Source organism: Litorivivens lipolytica (assembly GCF_014191715.1).
Lineage (GTDB): Bacteria > Pseudomonadota > Gammaproteobacteria > Pseudomonadales > Spongiibacteraceae > Litorivivens > Litorivivens lipolytica.
Genome location: NZ_JACHWY010000002.1, coordinates 149,809 through 172,670 on the forward strand (window position 1 = coordinate 149,809; position 22,862 = coordinate 172,670).

The 22,862-nt window shown below is 56.4% G+C and carries 20 protein-coding genes; 10 read left to right on the forward strand and 10 right to left on the reverse strand.

The window, feature by feature from the left end; genetic code table 11:
- Window positions 1-81: 81 nt before the first annotated feature.
- Window positions 82-1,590: a carbon-nitrogen hydrolase family protein gene (locus tag FHR99_RS09140; protein ID WP_221200475.1), complete on the forward strand. Its 1,509-nt coding sequence runs from the start codon at window positions 82-84 to the stop codon at window positions 1,588-1,590.
- A gap of 150 nt (window positions 1,591-1,740) precedes the next feature.
- Complete coding sequence (locus FHR99_RS09145) at window positions 1,741-3,129, forward strand: two-component system sensor histidine kinase NtrB (RefSeq protein WP_343067492.1); 1,389 nt, start codon at window positions 1,741-1,743, stop codon at window positions 3,127-3,129.
- Window positions 3,130-3,147: 18 nt separating this feature from the next.
- Here FHR99_RS09145 and FHR99_RS09150 read toward each other — a convergent pair whose 3' ends face one another.
- Window positions 3,148-5,346, reverse strand: a complete 2,199-nt coding sequence (locus FHR99_RS09150; protein WP_183410352.1) for a molybdopterin-dependent oxidoreductase — start codon at window positions 5,344-5,346, stop codon at window positions 3,148-3,150.
- 344 nt (window positions 5,347-5,690) lie between these two features.
- Here FHR99_RS09150 and FHR99_RS09155 point away from each other — a divergent pair, with 344 nt between their 5' ends.
- Window positions 5,691-6,617, forward strand: coding sequence for a hypothetical protein (locus FHR99_RS09155; RefSeq protein WP_183410353.1), 927 nt, complete (start codon window positions 5,691-5,693; stop codon window positions 6,615-6,617).
- Window positions 6,618-6,715: 98 nt separating this feature from the next.
- Here the strand turns inward: FHR99_RS09155 and FHR99_RS09160 are convergent, their stop codons facing one another.
- Window positions 6,716-7,120: a GFA family protein gene (locus FHR99_RS09160; protein WP_183410354.1), complete on the reverse strand. Its 405-nt coding sequence runs from the start codon at window positions 7,118-7,120 to the stop codon at window positions 6,716-6,718.
- Between the two features lie 329 nt (window positions 7,121-7,449).
- Complete coding sequence (locus tag FHR99_RS09165) at window positions 7,450-7,854, reverse strand: hypothetical protein (protein ID WP_183410355.1); 405 nt, start codon at window positions 7,852-7,854, stop codon at window positions 7,450-7,452.
- A gap of 202 nt (window positions 7,855-8,056) precedes the next feature.
- Between FHR99_RS09165 and FHR99_RS09170 the strand changes: the two genes are divergently transcribed.
- Window positions 8,057-8,482: a DUF1330 domain-containing protein gene (locus tag FHR99_RS09170; protein WP_183410356.1), complete on the forward strand. Its 426-nt coding sequence runs from the start codon at window positions 8,057-8,059 to the stop codon at window positions 8,480-8,482.
- 21 nt (window positions 8,483-8,503) lie between these two features.
- Here FHR99_RS09170 and FHR99_RS09175 read toward each other — a convergent pair whose 3' ends face one another.
- On the reverse strand, window positions 8,504-9,904 hold the full coding sequence (locus FHR99_RS09175) for an alkaline phosphatase PhoX (protein WP_183410357.1): 1,401 nt from the start codon (window positions 9,902-9,904) through the stop codon (window positions 8,504-8,506).
- 123 nt (window positions 9,905-10,027) lie between these two features.
- Between FHR99_RS09175 and FHR99_RS09180 the strand changes: the two genes are divergently transcribed.
- Window positions 10,028-11,410: an alanine/glycine:cation symporter family protein gene (locus FHR99_RS09180; protein ID WP_183410358.1), complete on the forward strand. Its 1,383-nt coding sequence runs from the start codon at window positions 10,028-10,030 to the stop codon at window positions 11,408-11,410.
- Here the strand turns inward: FHR99_RS09180 and FHR99_RS09185 are convergent.
- The 6 genes from FHR99_RS09185 to FHR99_RS09210 are packed head-to-tail and all read right to left on the reverse strand — an operon-like array spanning window position 11,385 to window position 18,529.
- The gene (locus FHR99_RS09185) at window positions 11,385-13,742 is read right to left on the reverse strand and encodes a TonB-dependent receptor (protein WP_183410359.1); all 2,358 of its coding nucleotides are present in this window, start codon (window positions 13,740-13,742) and stop codon (window positions 11,385-11,387) included. The genes FHR99_RS09180 and FHR99_RS09185 overlap by 26 nt on opposite strands.
- A 49-nt stretch (window positions 13,743-13,791) precedes the next feature.
- Entirely contained in the window at window positions 13,792-14,577 is a 786-nt protein-coding gene (locus tag FHR99_RS09190; RefSeq protein WP_183410360.1) for a sulfite exporter TauE/SafE family protein, read from the reverse strand.
- A complete protein-coding gene (locus tag FHR99_RS09195) occupies window positions 14,577-15,359 on the reverse strand; it encodes an SDR family NAD(P)-dependent oxidoreductase (protein ID WP_183410361.1) in 783 nt (260 codons plus the stop codon). Before FHR99_RS09195 ends, FHR99_RS09190 begins: the two co-directional genes overlap by 1 nt.
- Window positions 15,356-16,303 carry an SDR family oxidoreductase gene (locus FHR99_RS09200; RefSeq protein ID WP_183410362.1) on the reverse strand — a complete coding sequence of 316 codons (948 nt, stop codon included), beginning with the start codon at window positions 16,301-16,303 and terminating at the stop codon, window positions 15,356-15,358. The genes FHR99_RS09195 and FHR99_RS09200 overlap by 4 nt, the downstream gene beginning before the upstream one ends.
- The gene (locus FHR99_RS09205) at window positions 16,296-17,216 is read right to left on the reverse strand and encodes a bile acid:sodium symporter family protein (protein WP_183410363.1); all 921 of its coding nucleotides are present in this window, start codon (window positions 17,214-17,216) and stop codon (window positions 16,296-16,298) included. The genes FHR99_RS09200 and FHR99_RS09205 overlap by 8 nt, the downstream gene beginning before the upstream one ends.
- The gene (locus FHR99_RS09210) at window positions 17,213-18,529 is read right to left on the reverse strand and encodes a flavin-containing monooxygenase (RefSeq protein WP_183410364.1); all 1,317 of its coding nucleotides are present in this window, start codon (window positions 18,527-18,529) and stop codon (window positions 17,213-17,215) included. The genes FHR99_RS09205 and FHR99_RS09210 overlap by 4 nt, the downstream gene beginning before the upstream one ends.
- A gap of 102 nt (window positions 18,530-18,631) precedes the next feature.
- On the opposite strand from FHR99_RS09210, the gene FHR99_RS09215 reads away from it, so the two are divergent.
- The 5 genes from FHR99_RS09215 to FHR99_RS09235 all read left to right on the forward strand — a co-directional run bounded on the left by FHR99_RS09215 (window position 18,632) and on the right by FHR99_RS09235 (window position 22,852).
- Window positions 18,632-19,618: an AraC family transcriptional regulator gene (locus FHR99_RS09215; protein WP_183410365.1), complete on the forward strand. Its 987-nt coding sequence runs from the start codon at window positions 18,632-18,634 to the stop codon at window positions 19,616-19,618.
- 71 nt (window positions 19,619-19,689) lie between these two features.
- On the forward strand, window positions 19,690-20,328 hold the full coding sequence (locus FHR99_RS09220; protein ID WP_183410366.1) for a flavin reductase family protein: 639 nt from the start codon (window positions 19,690-19,692) through the stop codon (window positions 20,326-20,328).
- Between the two features lie 13 nt (window positions 20,329-20,341).
- Window positions 20,342-20,878 carry a glutathione peroxidase gene (locus FHR99_RS09225; protein ID WP_183410367.1) on the forward strand — a complete coding sequence of 179 codons (537 nt, stop codon included), beginning with the start codon at window positions 20,342-20,344 and terminating at the stop codon, window positions 20,876-20,878.
- 53 nt (window positions 20,879-20,931) lie between these two features.
- A complete protein-coding gene (locus FHR99_RS09230; RefSeq protein ID WP_183410368.1) occupies window positions 20,932-22,098 on the forward strand; it encodes an acyl-CoA dehydrogenase family protein in 1,167 nt (388 codons plus the stop codon).
- On the forward strand, window positions 22,085-22,852 hold the full coding sequence (locus FHR99_RS09235) for an esterase/lipase family protein (protein ID WP_183410369.1): 768 nt from the start codon (window positions 22,085-22,087) through the stop codon (window positions 22,850-22,852). Before FHR99_RS09230 ends, FHR99_RS09235 begins: the two co-directional genes overlap by 14 nt.
- Window positions 22,853-22,862 lie beyond the last annotated feature (10 nt).

Below are 22,862 nucleotides of genomic sequence, written 5' to 3' on the forward strand. Positions count from 1 at the left end.
CCGTTTCTGACCTGGACTATCGAAACTGGAGTATTCACCGTGAGCAGCGAAACACCGCAGCTTGAAATCTGTAACCTGTCGATGGATCACTACCCTCAGATCAAGGATCTGATGGATCGCGTTTACCACGACATCGGCGGCGCCTGGGAAAAGACCACCATCGCCAAACTGATCAAGGATTTTCCCGAAGGGCAGATCGGTATTGTCGACGGCGACAAGCTGGTGGGCATGGCCCTCACAGTACAGGTGGACTACGAGCAGTTCAGTAACCCCCATACCTACGATGATCTGATTGGCCATCGCAACCAGATCCTCAACAACGCCAAGGGCGATGCCATGTACGGGCTCGATGTATTGATCGACCCGGACTATCGCGGCTTTCGCCTTGGGCGCCGTTTGTATGACGCGCGCAAGGAATTGTGTCGCCAGTACAACCTGCGCGCCATTCTGGCGGGCGGGCGCATCCCGAATTACCACAAGCATCAGGATGAAATGTCGCCGGCCGAATATATTGAAAAGGTCGACCACAAACAGATTTACGATCCCATCCTGACCTTCCAGCTGTCGAACGATTTTCAGGTTACCCGCTTACTGCACAAGTACCTGCCGGAAGACGAACAGTCGGTGGGTTACGCGACCTTGCTGGAGTGGAGCAATATTTTCTTCACCCCGGAAGAAGCGGTACTGAAAACCCCGCGCACCACCGTGCGGGTGGGCGCGGTGCAATGGCAGATGCGGAGCGTGAGTTCAGCCGAAGAACTGTTGTCGCAGGTAGAATACTTTGTCGATACGGTCTCTGATTACCAGAGCGACTTTATTCTGTTTCCGGAGTTTTTTAATGCGCCGCTGATGGGCCTCGCCGACGATGACCGTCAGGTGGAAGCCATTCGCTATCTGGCCAAGTTCACCGAACTCTTTCGCGACAAGATGTCGCACATGGCGGTGTCCTATAACACCAATATCATTACCGGTTCGATGCCGCTGCTGGAAGACGACAAAATCTACAACGTCTCCTACCTCTGTCGCCGCGATGGCACCGTGGGCGAGCAGCGCAAATTGCACATGACTCCCCACGAGCGCTGGGACTGGGTAATGGTTGGCGGTGACAAATTGAAAGTGTTTGATACCGATGCGGGCCGGATCGCCATCCTGATTTGTTACGACTGTGAATTCCCCGAACTCGGCCGCCTGCTGGCGGAGCAGGATGTGGAAATTCTGTTTGTACCCTTCTGGACCGATACCAAAAACGGTTACCTGCGAGTACGCCACTGCTCTCAGGCCCGCGCGATTGAAAACGAATGCTATGTGGTGATTGCGGGTAGCGTTGGCAACCTGCCTCAGGTCGACAGCCTCGACGTGCAATACGCCCAGTCGGCGGTGCTGACCCCCTCAGACTTCGCCTTCCCCCACGATGCGGTGTTGAACGAAGCCACCCCCAATACCGAGATGCTGCTGTTCTCGGACCTCGACCTGGACAAACTCAAAGTGCTGCATAACGAAGGCACGGTGATGAACCTCAAGGATCGCCGTCTGGATCTCTATCAGGTGCATATGCCGGGAATGGCGGTGGAGCTTGATACCCCGCGCTAGGCCCTGTCAGTTTGTATCTCAGCCCCGCGCGCCGGGGCTGCATCCTTTTCTTTTTGCTTGATACCCAGATCAAGCAAGCCCCTTGTAATCCTGCTAAAATCGCCCGCAGCCAGACCTAACCCCCACACGTGGTATTGAAAGAGCGGTAAAGTGAAAGCGACGACTAGAAAGCTGTTTTTTGCCTGTTTGACGTTTTGCCTTGGCACCCTGGCACAGGCCAGTGTGCGCTCGCCCTTTAAAGACGAAGAGGGAGAGACCAACTGGCAGTACGTGGCAAACTTTTCCAGCGGCGTGTTGATTATTACCCTGCTGATCATCTCCGGCTTTCTGTTCTTTGCTCACCGCCGTGCCGCCCGCTCCAATCGCGAGCTGACCGAAATCAAGGCCACTCTGGAAGATCGGGTGGCGCGTCGTACCGCGAGTCTTGAAGCGACGACGGCCCAGCTCGCGCACAGCGAAGCCTATGTCACGAGCATTGTCGATTCCATGCCCATTATGCTGATCGGCTTGAACAGCAAACTAGAGGTAACGCAATGGAACCACTTTGCTGAAAAAATTACCGGCCGCCCGGCCGATACCGTCATGGGGCTCAATCTGTGGGAAGCCTACCCGACGATTACGGTGAGTCAGGCACAGGTCGACAAGGTGCTGCAAACCAAACAGACCATGACCATCAAGCACAGTCAGCGCGGGCAGTATTATTTCGATATCACCCTTTACGCACTGGCCGATGGCGCTGACACTGGCCTTGTGATTCTGGTAGATGATATTACCAAGCAGATAAAAGCTGAAAACCAGCTGGTCGAGCGCAACAAAATGTCGGCCATGGGCGAACTCGCGTCCGCCATGGCGCACGATATTAATATCCCGCTGAAAAGCATCAGCAGCGCGGTAAACAATATCAGCGACCAATTAAACGATCTGGAGCAGGCTCAGCGTCAGGCGCTCACGCCGGTTGTGAAAAAAGCGCAGCAAAGCGGCGAGCAGGCCACAGCGATTGTTCACAACCTGCTGGATTTTGCCGCGAGCCATCGCGGTAACAAGGCGCCGGCAAATATTGCCGAGCTGCTCGATCACAGCCTGACCTTGGCGGGTACCTTGTATGCAACACCTAACGGCCTGCGGTTTACCGATATTGCGGTGCGTCGCAATTACGGCAAAGATGTGCCGATGATTCCCTGCTACGCCAGTGAAATGCAGCAGGTCTTTTTGCGGCTGCTGCGCCACGCTTACTACGCCATCAGCCAAAAGGCACAACAGACCTCCGGTTATGTGCCGGCGATTAATGTGGAGGTTGGTAAGTTCTACGAAGCGGTGTGGGTCAAGATTCAGCACAACGGGATCGGCCTGTCGCCGGAAGAGCAGCAGGATATCTTTGAGCCCTTCTTCTCGAACACCTCAGATCGGCCGGCGAGCCCGGTAGAGCATCGCCTGTCGTACTCGCACTTTATCGTGACCGAGCACCACAAAGGTCACATTGCAGTGACCTCAGGCGTCGATGTCGGCACCACCTTTCATATGCAGTTGCCGTTGCGTTAATTGAGCGCTATCAAGCGCTCAGCAGCGATTCACCCGCACAGGAATATTCGACATCTGCGGTATGCCGGTAAGCGGGTCGTAGCGTTTTTCCACTGACACCAGTCGCCCGGTGTTGCTGCCCACTTCGCGAACCTTGTCGTCGTCCGTTCCCGGATTGCCGCCAAAAGCGTGGGGCATGGAAACCAGGCCTCTGCGCAAGGACCCATCCGCCTCGACGATACCGCGAATGCGGTTATGCGGTGAGGAAATGTTGATCTCATCCCCATCCTGCAGGCCCAACGCTTCCATATCTGCAGGATGCATGAACGCAGGATTGTAGTTTTTGGTAGAGCCTTTCACGATTTCCCGGCCGCCGGAGTTAATCACCGTATTCAAGCGTCGGCAAATTAATTTGAACGGGTAGTCCTGCTCTGCGCTTTCTGTTTCGCGATACACCTCATCAAGCTCGGCCATCATCATGTCATTGCCGACACAGAGCTTGCCTTCAAAGCCGGGGTCCTTGGGCTGCACGGTTTCCTGTACGTCGTAGATTTTGCCACCGCGATGTTTCTTTACCTCAGCGAGCGGAACGCGCGCGTTACTGGTGAGAATCTCGTGCAGATCGTCGGTGGTGGGTTTGTTCTCCATGTCCAGCAGTCCAAAGGCCGGATCGCTTTCCTGAAACTTGTCCCAGCCGCTTTGCGAGGCCACGAACAAGGTCAGGCCCATGCGCTGTGCAAGGCCGTAGAAGAATGCCCATTCTTCTACCACGTCTGAGCCTTCCGGCGGTTCGACAATCGCGGGTGCATAGCTGGCGTAGGGCTGATCAAAACCCAAGCCATAGCCGTAGTGTTTGTTGGATTCACACAACTGCGTGGTGGCGGGTGTTTCCAGTGAAAGTTTCGGTGGAATCACATAATGCGCCAGCTCGGCGGTGGCCGTCATGTGGTGGTCCAGCACCACAAGCAAATCGAGATTTTGAAGTGCCTTGTAGGTTTTGGCTTGGTCAGGCCAAGCCATCATTGGGTTGCCGGCAAGGCAAATAAGGGCGCGTACCTGCCCTTCGCCCTCCAGCAGCATTTCATCGGCCAGCGCGGCGGTGGGCATGCCGCTCGCGGTTTTCGACAAGTTCCGCACGCGCATTTTCTCGGGGTAATCCCAGCCCTTGTAGGGTGGTCGGGCTTGGGCTTTTGCCACATAGGCCGGCGTTAGTACATTGGGTTTGGTAACCGTGTCTCCCTCTCGCGGCCAGTAACCGCACACCGACATCAAGCAGTAGCCCAAATATTCACTCAGGCTGCCGTGCAAGGACATATTGGGGCCGGTGCCTAAGGTGACAGCGCCACCGCGCCCTTGCTTGCCGACTGCCGCAGCATAGACGCGCGCGGCTTCAATCAATTGCTCGGCAGAAATATCGGCTCGCTCGGCAACATAGTCCGGGTTGTAGGGCTGAACGTGCTCTTTCAGCGCAGCAAAGCCTTCAACGTCTTCCGCAACAAAGGCCTTGTCGTGGAGTTCTTCGTTGATGATCACGTGCAGGAGGCCCGCCAGCACCGCAGGATCTTCGCCGGGTTTAGCCTGCAAGTGAATGTGGGCGCGCTTGGCAGTTTCTGTTTGGCGGGGGTCGATCACAATCAACGCCATGCCGCGCTGCTGGGCATCTTTCAGGCGTTTGGCGGGGTTGTTGCCCGGTGCGCCACTGGCTTTGGAAATAACGGGGTTCGCCCCCACCACGATCCAGCTGTCTGCGCTGTCAAAACTGACCTCACCGGCATTCCATAAACCGTGGGCTGCCATCGCGATATGCTTGCCCGGTTGGTCGATAGTGCTGGAAGTGAAGTGCATCGGTGAGCCGATACCCATCAGAAAGGAAACCGCTACCGATGGCGCGACTGGTGATGAAACCTGTCCAGTGCCGCCATACACGGCAACCGCCCGAGGGCCGTGCTGTTCGATAATCGCCTGAAGTTTGCTGGCGACTTCATCCATTGCCGTTTCGCTGGCTATCGTGTCAAAGCCGCCATCCGTATTGCGAACTTTACAGTGCAGTAGCCGGTTCGGATTGTTGTGCTGCTCGGGCAGCGCTCGCCCTTTGGGGCAGGTATAACCCTGAAAGTAAGGGTCATCCTTGTCGCCGGTCACTTTGGTTAACTTGCCGTCTTCCACATGGGCAATGATCTGACAGTAAGCGGGGCAAATGCGGCAAATGGCGGAGTGTGTTTCAGTCAACGGAGTCACCTTGAGATTTCAGGGTTAATCATAAATCTGGCAGTCAGGCAGCGCAGAGCTGCCGAACCTGAGCTGCGTGCAAACCAAGAATCGGCTGTTGTAGAGGCCGCGGCACGCTAGATCGATAACTATACGCAATGGTCCTGATCAGGGCATCAACCAGTTGGGTGGGGCCTGAGGTCTCGTCAGAGTCACCCATACAGTGTCGATGCGTTGCGCTAGACGATTTTCCCCATTGCGCCACTTCGGCATGTACTTATGCCGCAATCTCCAATCAGTGACTAAGTTACTTAGCGTGCAGTAGCGGCAGTAGTAACCAATTAACCAATTCTGATAAAGGAATACGCAAATCAATGAATAAACAGAAATTATTGTGTTTTTTCTTGAGCCTGTGCCTGTCTAGCCCGCTGTGGGCCGGAAAAGGGAAGTCGTCTGGCGATAACCTGCCACAAGGCAGACCATTTCAAATTATTCAGGAGGAAATTACTCAGCTGACACAGCGCATGGAAGGGGTTGAAAGCGCTATTACTCAGATAAACAGCGATATCGCTGGGCTCAGTTCTCGAGTATCCGATAACACAGATGCTATTGAAGAATTAATCAACAGCGACGCAGCATTACGGGCAGATCTGGATGGCTTGGCACAGCAGTATCAAGCCGATTATGACGATGTTCAGGCGCGTATTGCTGCACTGCAATCAGACGTGGATGGGTTGAGATCTGATCTCGCTGCAGCCCGATTCGATCTGGAAGCGCAGATCGAAAATGGCGATGCTGGTTTGCTTGCTCTGATCACGACTTTGGAAAGTGAGCTGGATAACGCGATGAGTTCAATGCAGACTCTCGAGGGTCTGCAGAATGATCTCGCTGCACAGATTGCTGGTTTGCGCTTGCAGGCTGATGCACTATCGGGCCGCGTGGATACGCTCGAAGGCTATCACGTAACTTACCCGACCGCTTGCGACACGGGTACTGATCCGGGAACAAACTCGCCTTGGGTGGTGTGTGAAGCCGACGAGAATCGTGCGTGGATTTCAGCAGATAACGGTGGCCGCTATCATGCTGAACTTATCTGCCTGGAGCTGGGCTATCGCACTGTTGGGGTGTGGGGTGGAACCTGTGGCAGCGTATGTGGCTTCTGTCAGGGGCCAACCAGCTGCGAAAATACCGGTTTGACGCCGGAGCAGCGCGACACAAGGAGTTGGAATAACTACAACGGCGGCACAGATGCGTTAGGTCCGATGATTCATCGCACTGTGCAATGGACCTGCGTCCAGTAACTGGGCGCATCTCAGGGCCTAATCTTTACTAAGTTAACTCGGTAATGATCAGGCCCTGAATTTACTTTAGCGTGCTGTTTAAATCTGAAGCTTTGTCTTTAGTCCATCGCCGGATAACGATCAAAGGTCGGCAGCTCGTGTGCCCTTTCCATCCAGTTCAAACGCTCAGCAACCTGAATATGAATGCGAGCCGGAATGCTCTCCGGATCGTCATAAGTTGAACTCTGAATATCAATCAAGCCCGGCAGCGTCTGCTCATTGGCGTAAAACAGCCCCGTGCCACAATCCCCGCAGAACTGGCGGCGACCATTTTCGGAAGACTCATAAATTTTCGGCGTGCCCTTGGTAACTTTCAGAGCATCTTGTGGGTACATCGTCCAGCTTACCATCGGTGCACCAGCATGGCGGCGGCAGTCGGAACAATGGCAAAGCGCATGGGTCAGGGATTCTCCTGAAACTTCATAGCGGATCGCTCCGCAGTGACAACCGCCGGTATGGGTCATTGGATTAACTCCTTTGTTAGAGTGCTTTTTTGTAGAGATCGCTTTTGCTAGAAGCCGCTCTTTCCAGGAACCCTATGACACTGCACTAACGTCCCTGAAATATAGCAGCGTATTAAGGAGGTCTCTAACTTTCTAAAATTGGCGCCCATTAAAATTTCTTAGTATGGTCCCCATTGGAGTCGTACCTTTCTGTTTCCGCTGATTATTATTTTTCGTTGCCTGTCATACTACCCAGATAGACTGGTCTAGCCCAAGGCGTTTATCCTCAAGCTATCAGAGAGTTTGAAAGTGTAATTTTGCAGTAAAAGCTTGGCAGGCAGTGACCGAGCTTAAGCCCCTGCCGCCTGAAGCCCTTCTTCATCAAATACCGCCACAGCGCGATCCACATCAATGCGGGTGGAAGAAAGATAAATATGCCTCACACCGGCACCGCGGGCCGCTGACCGAAAGGCATCCTTTTCCAGCGGGGTATAGCCGCCTTCATTGCAGCCTTCGAGGCACAGAATTACGTCGGGTTTTACCCAGCTGTAGCTGAATACATCTGAGAACAGGTGAGTGAGATCCTGTTGTAGTGGGGCAACGGCTTCAACTAGGCTGCGGGGGTGGCTGTGATTACGGGCGCGGGTGACTTCGCGGCGACTGCGCAGGTGAATGGCGCGCAGCTGCTGGGTGGTGATATAGACGATGGCCTGCTGGCGCCGCCAGGGCAGGTTGGACAGTACATCTTTGAGCATGGCGGTTGGCGATCCCTCAACAACGGTGTGGGTTACAGGATTGTAACGGCGCTAATTATGCCTGTTATTTGATCAATGTCACAGTGCTGCGGCTTGTCGAGACTTAGTGCCGGCCCGGACATGTGATGCCGTGGTATGGACGTTGGCTTCGTCGCACTATAGGGCAGCAAAATAACAAAGCTCATTTATCAGGGAGGCCGCTATGCCCGTACTCAATCCTACTCGTGCCCAATTTGAAGCCATGCTCGCCATGCCCGCAGACCAGCCGGTGTATATGCTGAACTTGCTGCGTTTTCGTGAGCAGGCGGATTATGGTGAGCGCACGGATCAAAACGCCTGCAGCGGGCGCGCGGCCTATGCCCGCTACGGCGCGGGTATCGCCGAGATTCTGAAAGGAGTTGGCGGTCGCCCGGTGTGGCAGGGCGATGGGCAGCTGACCTTTATTGCGCCTGAGGGCGAGAGTTGGGACGAGTGCTTGCTGGTGCGCTACCCGGATATGGCGGCCTTTCAGGCGATGCTGACCAACCCGGATTATCAGGCTCAAACCTTTCACCGGGACGCCGCATTGCTGGATGCGCGGTTGGTGATTACCCACACCGCGCTGGTGGATTTCCCTGCCGCTGACTGAGTGGGTCAACGGCTACTACGTTCAATTGCTTGTCACGATGGCATCCGGCAGGCGCAACTCGTAGGTCTCGCCCACGCCGTTGCGGCGCTGGGAGCTGAAATACAGGCGCGAGCCGTCAGGCGAGAAGGCCGGGCCGCAGATTTCCGAGCCGGAGTGGAACACTTCCACCAGCGGAATGGCCTGACGATTCGGCTGAACCACCATAATGCGTGAGCTGGGCGAGGACGGTGGGTCTTCGGCCACCAGCACATCACCCCAGGGGCTGACGGTCAGGTTGTCCACATCGCCAAAGTCCGGTTCGATCTGGCTGTTATCAAAGATTAGCTCGGCCAGCTGGTTTTCAATATCCAGTGCCCAGACGCGGTTATCGCCTTTAGTGGTGAAGAACACCACGCCGCGGGTATCCACGCTGCCGCCCTCGGGGGTGCTGACGCCGGGTGAGGCGGGGGCGGGCAGTTCGTAGTACCAAAGCCCTTCGCCGCCATCAAACACGGTGCCGGGTGCCTTGCCGCCGGTCAGTTCAATATCGCTGCGCACGGTGGCTTGGGCGTCTTCCGGGCGGATGGCATCTTTCCAGGTAACCGGTCGCAGGGTGGTCAAAGCGCTGTCGTCGGTTTCGTAACCGCCATCTTCAAGGCCGGCGATATTCATCACCTGCAGACGGCCGTTTTCCATGGCCATTCGGCCATTGCTATCGATGTCACTGGCATCGGCAATCCAGCGATAAAAGCGACCGTCGCCGGTATCTTCGGTTAGGTAAATCACCTTGTTTACCGGATCGACCGCGATGGCCTCATGGGGGAATTTGCCGAGCGAGGGTTTGGCGACGCCTTCACTCGCCTGAAAGGGATCGCACTCGTAGCACAGGCCGTCGCTGACTTCTTCGCAGGATACCCAGGTATTCCATGGCGTTTTGCCGCCGGCGCAGTTCTGGCGGGTGCCGGTGAGGATGGGGTAGGCGTCGTCGACTTCGCCATTGGCGTTAAAGGCAATGGCGCCGCAGCCACCAAGCGGCATGGCGGGTACTTCCGAGTTGGAGGTGTAGATCCAGCCTCCGTCCGGGCGGCTGTAGCAAGCGCCGCCATCGGGGAAGCGGTGCCAGTTGTAACTACTAAAGGGGGTTAGTGCCCCCGGCGTTTGTACAGGCAGTTGTGAGGTGGCGACAGCGCGAATTGAAAAACCGGCTGGAATCGCGATCTGGGTGTCTGCATCCGGTGCTCCCAGTGCGCTGATATTCGCCAAAGGCCCTAGGGGTATATTCAGCTCACTTAAATTGGCGGGTACAAGAGGTGCGGCGCTCGGGGCGGATGAGCTTGAGCTGCTATTGCAGGCCGCAAACAGGGGCGCAAGGCTGGCACCGGCGGAGGCATAAAATGCCTTCTGTAACAGGGCGCGGCGGCTGGTTTTGCGTTGGGAGATCATAAAACATCCTCGGTACTGCATGGGTAGTGGTCTGTGAACGTGGGTGATTATCGGCAATCAAGATGACAGCCCTGTTACGGTTTGGTGACTTGCGCCTGACGCTGCGCTTGCTAAGCTCGCCCCATGTCTGATTTGCAAACAATGTTGAATTCACTGGTGGGCTTTCTCTGGGGGCCGCCTTTGGTGGCCCTGCTTGGCGGCGGTGGCCTGTTCTTTCTTCTCTACTCCCGCTTTCTGCCCTATCGGCATTTGGGGCAGAGCGTGCGCCTTTTGCTGCGCAAGGCCGATGACGATGATCCCGGTCAGCTGTCTCACTTTCAGGCCCTGAGCACCGCCCTTTCCGGCACGCTGGGTATGGGCAATGTGGCAGGCGTGGCGCTGGCCATTGCCATGGGTGGGCCGGGCGCAATTTTCTGGATGTGGATGAGTGCGCTGCTCGGTATTGCCACCAAGTTCTACACCTGTACGCTGGCGGTGATGTATCGCGGTAAAGACAGTGCCGGCGAGTGGCAGGGCGGCCCGATGTATGTGATTCGCGAAGGGCTCGGCGAGAAGTGGAAGCCGCTGGCGATATTCTTCGCCATTGCCGGACTGTTAGGCACCATGCCGATCTTTCAGGTAAATCAATTGGTACAGGTGGTGCGCGATACGCTCGCGGTGCCAATGGGCTTAGCCAATGAACAGTTTTTTCTGTTTGAGTTGGGTTTTGGTCTGGTATTGGCTGCGCTGGTGATTGTGGTTGCGCTGGGGCAGTTGCCGCGACTCGGCAAGGTTACTGCCGTGTTGGTGCCGAGCATGGTTATCGGCTATCTCTTGCTGACCCTGATTGTGCTGCTTATGCATGCGAACGAGGTACCTGCCGCCTTTGCCTTGATCATAACGGACGCGTTTAGTGGTCAGGCCGCAGCGGGCGGAGTGCTGGGCGCGGTAATCATTACCGGCTTTCGGCGTGCGGCTTTTTCAAACGAAGCGGGCATTGGTACCGAGGCTATGGCCCACGGGGCTGCGCGAACCCGTGAGCCGATACGTGAAGGGCTGGTAGCAATGCTTGGCCCAGTGATTGATACCCTGATTGTCTGCACCTGTACCGCACTGGTGATACTGATTAGCGGCGTATGGCAAAGCGCGGATGCCAATGGCGTCACGCTGACGGCGCTCGCCTTTCAGAAACTGTTCCCCATTGGTGGTGCCTGGATATTGGCCTTGCTGGTGAGTGTGCTCAGCATGAGCACGGTGTTTACCTTCTGGTACTACGGCAGCAAGTGTCTGGGCTTTCTGATTGGTGCGCAGCACCAGCGCCACTATGTGTGGATCTATGCGGTGCTGGTGGTGTGCGGTGCGGTGATTTCACTGAAGCTGGTGGTGAGTCTGATCGACTCCATGTACGCGCTGATGGCGATTCCGACCATGACTTCGGCGCTATTGCTGGCGCCGAAGGTCAATGCTGCTGCGCGCCGCTATTTTGCAGCGCGCGAAGCGCTTACCAGCGATAGCTCAGGGTCGTAAACAATTCGCGCCCCGGGTTCTGGCTGGGGTTGTAGGTGCCGGGGAACAGGGCAGTATCAATTACCTGATTCAGCTCGCGCTCGTCGGTCAGGTTCTTGCCGCCGACTGTTAATGCCCAGCCACCGTCCAGACTCTTGATCGAGATATGCGCGGAGTAGGTGACCGTATCAGGGATCTCGGTGTTCGGGTCCAGATCCGTGTCGGTAAAGTGACTGCTCTGGAAGTTTACGTTCACCGCCGTTTTTAGCATGAAATTGCCAATCGGGTATTCCAGCGTCGGGCTCAGCGTGCCATTCCAGTCTGGCGCAAAGGCCAGTGTCTTGCCGCCGAGATCCTGCGTCGCGCCCTGGCCTTCGGAAATCGGTGCAGGTGCTGAGGGGTACTTGTCGTATTCCGCTTCGAGGTAACCCACCGAACCGTTGATGGTGAGCGGCGCGTAAGGCGTCAGCCACTGCACGTCCAGTTCCATCCCCTGTGAAAAGGCTGACGCGGCGTTGGTCACGTCAAAGAACAAGCCGTTGAAGGCCAGTACCTGCAGGTCGTCAAACTCCATGCGGTAAAGCGTGGCGTTCAGCTTCAAGGTGTTTTCCAGAATCTGACTGCGCAGACCAATTTCAAAACTCTGGGCTTTTTCCGGTTCGTATTCCAGATCTTCGCCGGTAAAGGAAATGGAGTTTACGCCACCACTCTTAAAGCCCTTCGACCAGGAGCCGTACATCGACACATCGTTATTGAAGAAGTAGGTCAGTGCGACTTTGGGTGAAACGTTGGTTTCCGTGCGCTTGATCTCGCCCGGCGCATAATCGTTAGCGCCAATCACGGTTGAGGTAATGCAGGGGGTCACGTCTTTATTGGTGCACACGCTGGTGCCCGTCGGCGTGGATTTTTTCACTTCACGGTTAAAGCGAATACCCGGCGTGAGGGTCCAGTTGTCGGTGAGGTCCCATACAATCTGGCCGAACAGTGCGGTCGCTTCCGTATCCTGAAAGTAATCAAAGCGATAGTAATCGGTTTCGTTGATAGAGCCTGTCAGCGGCGGCAGAGTACCGCCGATAGCGCCCCCAAAGGGGTTGCCTGGCGTAGAGCTGCTGCCGGAAAGCAATTGCTGAGCATCGTCGGTGGTAGCGTAGGAGCCGATATCCTGACCGATAATTACGTCAGCAATAATATTGAAGTCAGACTGAAAGTAATACGCACCAGCAATAAACTCAACGCGATTGCCCAGCCCGAACAGGCTTTCTGCATTACCACTAAAGCGCCATTCCACCGATTCCTGGCGATAGTCGTCGACTTCATCCAGATTCAGCAGGTCGGCGGGAGAGACATCGAGATCCTGAAACTGTTCTACGTCTAGCCAGGACACGCCAACGATAAAAGTGGTGGCGAGTTCATTTAAGCCCCATATTTCGCCAAAGGAGTAATTCACATTGGTGAGTACGGTGTCGGAGCCTTTGAACATTTCACCGGGGTTGTTAAAGCTGGTCTGAAAGTTGGTCGGGTCATCTTCAATCTGCGGATCGAACTGAACCAGATAGTTGCGCGTATCTTCGTCGATATTCATCAACTGGCGCGGCCAGAAGTTGAGTGTGGTATCTGAAGTTTGCGCGACCAGATCGACGGCGAGCATATCGGAGGGGTTCCATTCCAGTTTCAGGCGGAAGGCGTCCTGATCGCGGGTGTCTTCCTTGCGATCGAGTTTGGTATTGTCCATGCGACCATCGCGATCTGACACCAAGGCAGAGGCGCGCAAACTCAAGCTGGGTGAAAAGCGGTAACCAAATCCGCCTTCGAGTCGCGTGTCACCAAAATCACCGTGCTTATACGACAGGTTGCCTTCGGTCCCTTCTTCGGCGGGGCCACCTTTGGAGCTGACGTTAAACACACCGGCAATCGTGTTCTTGCCGAACAGGGTGCCCTGCGGGCCGCGCAACACTTCCACGCGCTCCAGGTCGAACATGGACTCGGTAAAGTAGGTTCCGCGCCCGAAGAAAATTTCATCCTGAACAAGACCGACCGCAGGCTCAAAACTTGGGTTGAAGGTGTTGGTGCCGAAACCGCGAATAAACACCTGCGGTGAGGAGGGGCTGGTAAATTCCACACGAACGTTGGGCACATAAGTTGAGACTTCCACCAGATCACCAATGGCATTGTCCTGCATAAACTCGCCGGACAGGGCGCTGACAGAAATCGGAACATCCTGCAGGCTTTGTTGGGTCTTCTGGGCCGTGACTACGACTTCCTCAATGACACGTGCCTGTGCCTGAACCTGCGTTGATACACTGGCTGTGAGAATGGCGCCTGCCAGTGCGCTGCGTTGTAGGTTAGTTGGCATCTTGTCTCTCCCCTTGTTTTTAAAATGCGTCGGGTTCGGTTTTTAAAGGTCAGCCTTGCTGAATCATCTGTGAAAAACTCGCCGCAAACAATGCAATGCCTGTCAGCAAGAGTAACAGGAATACAGCAAACCTGAAGCGTTGTTCACTGATGCGGTGGTGCAGCCATTCACCCACAATCACGCCGACAAATACCACGGGCAGAAAGGCGGCAAGACGCGGTAGAGCCGGAACGAGGCTGCCATCAAACAGAAAGATCAGCGTTAACAGTGAATTCAAGCTGAACCAGACGCTGATCAGCGTGGCGCGAAACCGGGCTTTGTCCAGTGATACGCCGGTGAGTGAATACACCAGCAAGGGCCCGCCGGATGCGAATAAGCCGTGGGTAACACCAGCCAGCAGCATCCAGCTGCGTGTCCACCAGCTGCCGTGGTTGGGTCGGCTGTGTTTGGTTGCGGGAGGTGTGCTAGTGCGGGCTTGCGCATACAACTCTCGACCGGCAAACCAGATAATCAGCGTGGCAAACAATATCTGCAGACTGACATCGCCCAGCCACGGTCGCAAACCGTAACCGAGCAGGGTGCCGAGGCCCATAATCGGCAAAATCAAACGCAGTAAGGTTGGCCAATGAATATGCTGGCGGTGACGCAATGCCAAATAACCGGTCATGCAGATATTCAGAGGCACCAGTACTGGCAGCATTTCCGGAATTGGCAATAACAGGGCGCCAAGCGACAACGCGATGACAATGCTGCCAAAGCCGGTGACGGCTTCGATGGTATAAGCCACAAATACAAACAGGGCTAACCATAGCCAGGGGTTTTGCAGGACCTCCATCAACGTTGCTCCAACTCAACCGCAAAGCGCTTGCGTGTCATGCGCTGGAAAAAGCCCGGCGCAATACGCCATAGAATACTCGCAAACAGGGTAAAGCGATTGGGGAAGAGGCGCGGCTTGCGCTGGTCGAGGGCTTTTACGATGTTGCGCGCCAGTTCGCCGGCATCGTCAATGCGGCCAACCGTTGAGCGGGCATGCTTCGCCGGCTGACCGTCGCCGCCCAACGCATTTTTCTCAATGGGGGTATCGAGGAAGGAGGGGTACACCATCAGCACGTGAATGCCGTTGTCCGCTTCTTCCATGCGCAGCACTTCAAAAAACTGGGCGAGAGCCGATTTGGCTGCGCAGTAGCCAGCGCGACCGGGTACTGGCATCCAGCCGGCCATGGAGCCGATATTAATAATGGCGCCCCGGGTTTTGTAGAGCGCAGGCAGTAAGGCCAAGGCGAGTTCCATTGGTGCCTGCCAGTCGACCGCCATGACTTTTTTCATCACCGCCGGGTTGGTTTTTGCGGCCAGAGAGCGCTGGGTAATGCCCGCGTTATTCACCAGTACATCCAGTGAGCCGAGAGCGTCTACCTGTTGGCTGATCTGTTCAATGGCGTTGGCATCGGTCAGATCGCAGGCCAGTGTGCTCACCCGTTCCTTCAGTTCCGTCGCGCGAGCAGTTAAGCCGTCAGCATCCCGGTCTATCAGCAACAAGTGATCGCCGCGTTGATGAAAAACCTTGGCTATTTCCCAGCCGAGTCCGCTGGCGGCGCCGGTGATCAGAACGGTTTTCATGGGCTTGATCCTTCGTTTTTCTGGCGGTTTTCGACGAACAGTTCAAAGACCTCGCGCGAGGTTAACTGGGGTGTGTAGCCGAACTCCGACTTAAGGCGCCGATTGCTGAGCACCGGACGGTAGCGAAGGAAATTAATCTGTTGTGGCGAGTATCGGCTCAAGCGCAAGGGCTTGGCGATACTCAGCGCGAGTTTTAACAATCCTGCGGGTAGTGAAAGCACCGGTTTATTCAAACGGCGGGCAATTTCAAAAATGCTCATGGCGCCGTCGCCGGCCAGATTATAGCGGCCGACCTTGGATTCGCGAATGCCCATCTCAATGATGTCGAGCACATCTTCATCCCAGATAAACACAAAGGGTGAGTCAGAGCCGCTAATTGCCAGAATGCGGTTTTTATCGAACAGGTTGGTGATCTGGTTGCGGGTTTCGCGACCGAGCACGGTGCCGGGGCGAAGAATCAGCTGTTGCAGTTCCGGGTGGCTTTTGCGCACCTCGGCCAGATAGTTCTCCACCAGTTTTTTGTGTTTGGAGTAGGCAAATTCTTCATTGCCCCGCAGCGGATCGTCTTCATCAATCCACGTAGGGTTGTCGGCATGATAACCATAAGCCGCGCCGGAACTGGTGACGGTCAAGTGTCTAACGCCCGAGCTGAGGCAGGCTTCAACCACGTTGCGAGTGCCGTTTACATCGATGTCGTAGTCGCGGGCTTCGTCGCCGGAGCTTTCCAGTACCGAGGCTAGGTGCACGACGTGAGTGATCTGGTGTTGGCTGACAATATCCGCAAGGCGCTTGTCGCGAATATCGCAGACTTCAAAATTTGCCTGAGGCGTGGCGGGCTCGCGAATGTCGACGCCTACTACCGTCAGGTTTTTCGCCAGCCGTTCAGCCAGTCGTGATCCGATGTAGCCGGCTGCGCCAGTAATTAAAACCTTGTCTTCAGACATGTTGTCCCTCACCTGTATTTGACGACTGTCGCGACCAGATCAGGGCCAGTGTCAGGCCGGCGATCAGGTGCCAGAAACTCCAGAGGCCGGCAATCAGCATCATGCCGCCCGCCTCCGGGAAAAACGTGAAAATAATGGAAAGACCGAGCGCCGTATTCTGAATGCCGACTTCCAGGGTGACCGCACGGCGCTCGTCGGTCGCCAATTTCAGCAATCGCCCGGCGAGGTTGCCGAGTGCCAGTGCTGTGAAATTGTGCACCACCACCAACAGGAGAATACGGGCGGCGTATTCCTTAATGTTGTCGAGGTTCTGGGCGAAGGCAATCACTACGAACAAGAGAAAGACCAACAGGGTGACAATGCGCATGGGCTTGTCGGCACGTTCGGCTAGCACCGGGTGGCGTTTACCAATAGCCATGCCCAGCAGCAGCGGGGCAACTAACACCAGACCGACGAGCAGCAGCAGGCTTGCCGGATCAAGCGAGATTTCCCGCAGTAGCGGCCGCGTCATTGGATTCAGATAACCGTAGAGGGTGAAGTTAAACGGTGTCATCACAATCGCCGCGAGGCTGGACACGGCTGTCATGCTAACCGATACCGGCACGCTGGCTTTGCCCAGCCAGGTCATGACATTGGAGAAGCTGCCGCCGGGGCAGGACGCCACTAGAATCATGCCCAGTGCCAGTTGCGGTTCAACACCCGCCAGCGCGGTGCCGAGGCAGGTAATGGCGGGCAGCAAAATAAACTGGGCCAGCAGCCCCGCCGCTGGCGCACGCGGCTGACGGATCACGCGCACAAAATCATCGGTGGTCAGCTTCAGCGACACCCCGAAAATCATGCCTGCGAGAATGGCGTTCAGCACCAGCAGATTGCCCTGGCTGAAGGCCACCTCAACCTGCGAAAACTCACTCATGCAGGTTGCTCGCTGGCGGGCAGATCGCGCTTGAGTTCGCGAATATGATCGGAAATGGCTTTTTTGTAGGTGTCTTTATGCACGTAGTAAGCCATGCGCTCCAGCTCGAGGTAGTTGTAACCGCCGTCGAGGCGCTCGCCGCCAAAGTGGTGGATTTTTTCCTGCATGGCCAGACCGGAGGCGCGCTGGGCTTCGCGCTGCTTGATGTAGAGAGCCACCATCTCGGCTTGTTCATTGCGGCCTTCCCAGCCAAGACCGGCGGCCTCGATCATGCCCATCACAAACAGGGAATCCTGTTTCGGGTTAAAGATGTTGAGGTAGAGCGAGGGCGCGCCGCCCTGATCCCAGTTCAGATACTGTTTGTCGATAAAGGGGTAGTGCAGGTGATAGCCGGTGGCCATCAGAATGAGGTCGTAGTCGGCGCTGTCGCCAGTGGTGAAGGTGACCGTGTGACCGTCGACGGCTTTGATATCCCGGCGCGGCGCAATGTCGCCGTGACCGATGTGGTGTAGCACCAGCGAGTTGATGACCGGATGGGATTCATACATTTTGTAGTCCGGCTCCGGCAGGCCGTAATCAGAAGGCTTGCCCACCACCATTTTGATCAGGGTGGCATCGAGTCGCTGCTTTAGTGGGCGCGGCAATTTGACGGCGCCACCCAGCGTGTCGGTGGGGCGACCGCCGATAAACTTGGGCAAAAAGTAGTAGCCGCGCCGCACTGAAAGATCAACGCTTTTGGCCCGGTGCACCGCGTCTACCGCAATGTCGCAGGCCGAGTTACCGCAGCCAACGATCAGCACCCGCTTGCCCTCGAAAACCTCCGGACTGCGGTACTGGGAGGAATGCATCACTTCGCCCGCAAACTCGCCCGGCAGTTCCGGCATATTGGGGTGGTGCAAGGTGCCATTGGCGATCAGCACACCCTGAAAGTGGTCGGTAGTTTCCTTGCCGTCGCACTCACTGGTCAGGTTCCAGCCGCCCTTGCCGTCGGGTTCCAGCGCCGTGACGCGGGTGTTGAGGCGGTAGTGATCGTAGAGTTTGAAGTGAGCCGCATAGTCGCGAAAATACTGGCGCAGCTCTGAGTGATGGGGGTAGGGTGCGCCGCCCTTGGCCATCGGGAACTCGGCAAACTCGGTCATATGCCGCGACGAAATCAGGTGGGCGGATTCGTACATGGTGCTGTGGGGGTTGTCGATGTCCCACAGACCGCCGACGTCGCTGTTGAGTTCAAAACCGACGAAGGGAATGCCGTATTTCTGCAGGTTGCGAGCCGTAGCCAGACCCATTGGGCCAGCACCGATAACAGCGTACATATTTCGAACCTCTGTGGTGTTATGCTTATTGAATAATCATAAAGGAGGCCCGAGCCGGCGTGATGGCTATTTCGGGACGAAGTCAGGTTAATTAGGGACGCCATGCGCTCGCAACCCAGTGTCACGCAACAATTTACGCAGGGGATTCTGCAGGGAGCCCAGCGCGCGGGCATTGTCTTGCCGCAAACGCTTTTGGATCGCCTGCCTGCCGATGGCCGCACTCCGCTGGCTTTGCAGGATGAAGTCTGGGATGCCTATTGCGTAGCCAGTGACGATCCATTGGTGGGGTTAAAGCTGGGCCTCTCGCTGCATGTGGGCCATCTGGATCTGGTGGGCATGCTACTGATGAGCTGCGAGACCCTCGGCGAAGCCCTCGATATGCTGGTGGAATACCATCCCATTGTCGGCGAAGGCGGCGATTTCAGCCTCGAATTCCACGGCAGGCAATGCCATCTGGTCTATCAGCCCCATTATATTCAGCGCCGCCGCGAGCGGGTCGAGGCAGTGATGGCCTGCGTGCTGAATATGGCGCGCTGGGTTTCGGGCGGCAGCTTTGAGGGTTGTCACCTGCAGTTTGCTGGGCCGCCGGCAGCCTCCGTTGAGGATTACCAAAAGCTGCTGACGGTGGATGTGGAATTTGACGCCGCCAGTGACGCCCTCTGTTTTAGTGAATCCCTCCAGGCCATGCCGCTCATTCAAGCCAATGCGGCCATGCGCGATCATCTTCGGACCTTGGCCGACAATATTCTGGCCGGCCTCGACAGCTCGAGTCTGAGTGCGCAGGTGCAGCAGCTGCTGCGCCAGCACCCGCGTTGGGGCAAGGAGCGAGTGGCTGAGCAGCTGGGTATCAGCGGGCGGCATCTGGTGCGCAAGCTGCAGGAGGAAGGGCGCAGTTTTCGCCTGCTGCGGGCCACGGTCCTGCAGCAATTGGCGGAGCAATCCCTGCGCAGTGGCGAGACCGTCAGCGCTACCGCCGAGATACTGGGTTTTTCCGACGAAAGCGCCTTTGTTAAGGCTTTTAAGCGCTGGGCCGGGACGACGCCGGCCCAGTATCGGCAGAATCACGATAATCTAAGCACCAGCGGCTGACATTCGCCGGTTTCGGCATCCGTCTGGCGCTGTATTGCGTAGACAACCTCAGATTAATTCAGGGAACGAGCATGCTGGTCGACGCCGAACAGATCGCCAATTGGGAATCGCGCTACCGCGCGGCCTTCGTCAATTCACTCACCGGTTACAAATCGGCCAATCTGGTGGGGACCCGAAGTCTGGAGGGTCAGGAGAATCTGGCCATTATGAGCTCTGCGGTGCACCTCGGCTCTCACCCGCCGCTGATCATGTTGATCGTGCGTCCCGATGAATCACCCCGGCATACGCTGGAAAACATTATCGCCAGTGAGGTCTACACCCTCAACCACGTCACGCCGGACATGGTGCCGCTTGCCCATCAGACAGCGGCGCGTTATCCGCGCGAAACCTCCGAGTTTTCTGCCTGTGGGCTCACACCGGGGTACCAGCCGGGCTTTGCCGCGCCCCATGTTCGGGAGGCCAATATCAGCATTGGGCTTTATTTACGAGAGCATCAGGAGCTCAAGATCAATCGCACCCACATGGTGATCGGTGAGGTTGTCTGGGTGTGGTTGCCGGAGGCGGCGGTGCGAGAGGACGGTTCCCTTGAGCTGGAGGCGGCGCAGACGGTTGCTCTGTCGGGGCTGGATACCTACCACGATACCCGCACCCTGAAGCGAATGGCCTATGCCAAGCCGGATCAGCCGCCGCGCGAAATTGAAGCCGGATAATCGAGGTTGCTGTATGCGATTCCTGTTGTTGCTCTTGCTGACCCTGCCGTTTTTTGCCCAGGCAGACGTATGTTCCCCGTTGCTGGACTATCGCCACACGGCCCTGCGCAGCAGTGAAACCGTCGATTTCTGCGAGCGTTTCCGTGGCAAGGTGCTGTTGGTGGTGAATACCGCCAGTCAGTGCGGTTTTACCCCGCAGTTTGAAGGGCTGGAACGGCTTTATCAGGACTACCGGGAGCGCGGGCTGGAAATTGTTGGCTTCCCGTCTAACGATTTCCGTCAGGAGTACAGCGAGGCGGCGGAAACCGCCAAGGTCTGCTACGTTAATTATGGGGTGACCTTTACCATGCTGGAAGCCAGCAGCGTGCGCGGCAGTGCAGCCAATGCGCTTTTTGCCCGGCTGGAAGAGAGCGGCGCCGGGCAACCGCGTTGGAACTTCTACAAGTATTTGATAGACCGGGACGGGCGTGTGGTAACGAGTTTCCCGTCGCGGGTCGAGCCCGAGTCACCGGCCATGCGTACTGCCATCGAGGGCCTGCTCGGTAATTAATCCGCTTTTAGGTCCAGTTCGTAATAGGTCCATCTGCCACGGGGAACCTGAATATGACCGCAACACTTCAAGATCGGGCCGATCGTCTGCTCGATAATGTAAACGCTTTATTGCCGCGAATCAGTGAGCGCACGGCTCAGTGCAAGGCCGACCGCCGTGTGCCGACGGAGTCAGTGGCCGAATTGCAGGACGCCGGGTTTTTTCTGGCGTTGCAGCCTGCACGCTATGGTGGTCTCGAATTGATGCCCCAGCACTTTTTCCGTGCCCAGATGGCCATTGCCGAAGCGTGCATGTCGACGGCCTGGGCTTGTGGCATTGTGGCGGTTCACGCCTACCAGCTCGCGTTGATGGATGATCGCGCCCAGCAAGATGTCTGGGGCGATTCCATTCATACTCGCGTTTCCTCTAGTTATGCGCCCATGGGCAAGGTGGAAAAGATCGACGGCGGCTTTCGCTTTAGTGGGCGCTGGGGCTGGTCCAGCGGCTGCGACCATTGCAGCTGGGTATTGCTCGGTGGCATTGTGCCAGAGGAAGGCTATAGAACCTTTCTGATTCCTCGTTCGGATTATGAAATAGTCGATACCTGGCAGGTTATGGGCCTGCAGGGTACTGGCAGTAATGACATTGTGGTGAAGGACGCCTTTGTGCCGGACTACCGCACCCACAAGCAGATGGACGGTTTTCTCGGCACTAATCCCGGTAAAGACGTAAACCCTCAGGTTCAGTTCCAGTTTCCCTGGGCTCAGTTGTTTATCCGCACCGTGTCCTCGCCGGCAATCGGTGCCTGTCGCGCAGCGCTGCGACTGGCCATCAAAGGCGCCAATGGCAAAGCCAGTAACGACCCGACCAAGTTGGCCGGCGATACCGCCACGCTGGAACGGCTTGCGCAGGCCGATTGCACCATTGATGAAATGGAAGCCTTGCTCTATCGCAACTTTGATCGCATGCAGGCCCAGCTTGAGCGCAACGAAGCCATTCCCCTGTCGGAGCGTGCTCGTTACCGACTGCAGGCATCGCAGGTTATCGAGCGCAGCATGGGGGTGGTGGATAGTCTGTTTTCTTCGGCGGGCGGCGGCTCGGTTTTCCTCGACAGTGAAATTCAGCAGCGCTTTATGGACATTCATACGGCGCGGGCTCATGTAGCTAACAATCCAACCCCCTTCCTGCGCAACCACGGTGGCCTGCTACTTGGTTTGGAGAATGGCGATGTCTTTATCTGAACGGCCCGGCGACGGGCGTCCCAATTTTTACACCATCGCGTCAGAACCGCTGCGGGCGTATTTTGAAGTGGCGGCACTGCCGTGGCGTTTGCCTGCGGCCCTGCGCAATATCCCGCGGGGTGACGGGCACCCCGTCTTGACCCTGCCCGGTTACGGCGGAGCCGATGGCTCAATGGCGGTGATGCGCGCAGCCTTGAAGCGACAGGGCTACCGCAGTCACGCATTGGATCTGGGGCGGAACCTGGATAGCGGTGATGACCGAATCCAGTCCGTGGATGACGCGATTCGCTTCCGCAAGAAGATGGTGGCGCTTATCTGTGCGCGAGTGCGTGAATTGTACGATCAATATGGGCAGCCGGTATCTTTGGTGGGTTGGTCATTGGGTGGTGTCTATGCCATTGATGTCGCCCAGGCCTTACCGAAAAAAGTACGTCAGGTTATTACCCTGGGTTCCCCCTTTGGCGACCCGAGGGGAACAACCCTGTTTCATCTGATGCGTCGAATCAGTCGCAGTCAGGTGCCGCTCGAAGGTCAGGACTATGCAGGTTGGTGCGAAGGCGCGCAGTGGAAAACGCCCGATGTGCCGGTCACGGTGATTTACAGTGAGCGTGACGGTATTGTGTCGACGTCGATTGCGCGGCTGGAAAACGATGAGACGGTTCGTTATCGAAAAGTAAATGCGAGTCACATCGGTTTTTCTCATAACACCGATGCGATTTGTGCGGTTGCGGAGGTCTTGGCAACGCGGCACTGAATTGTAAATT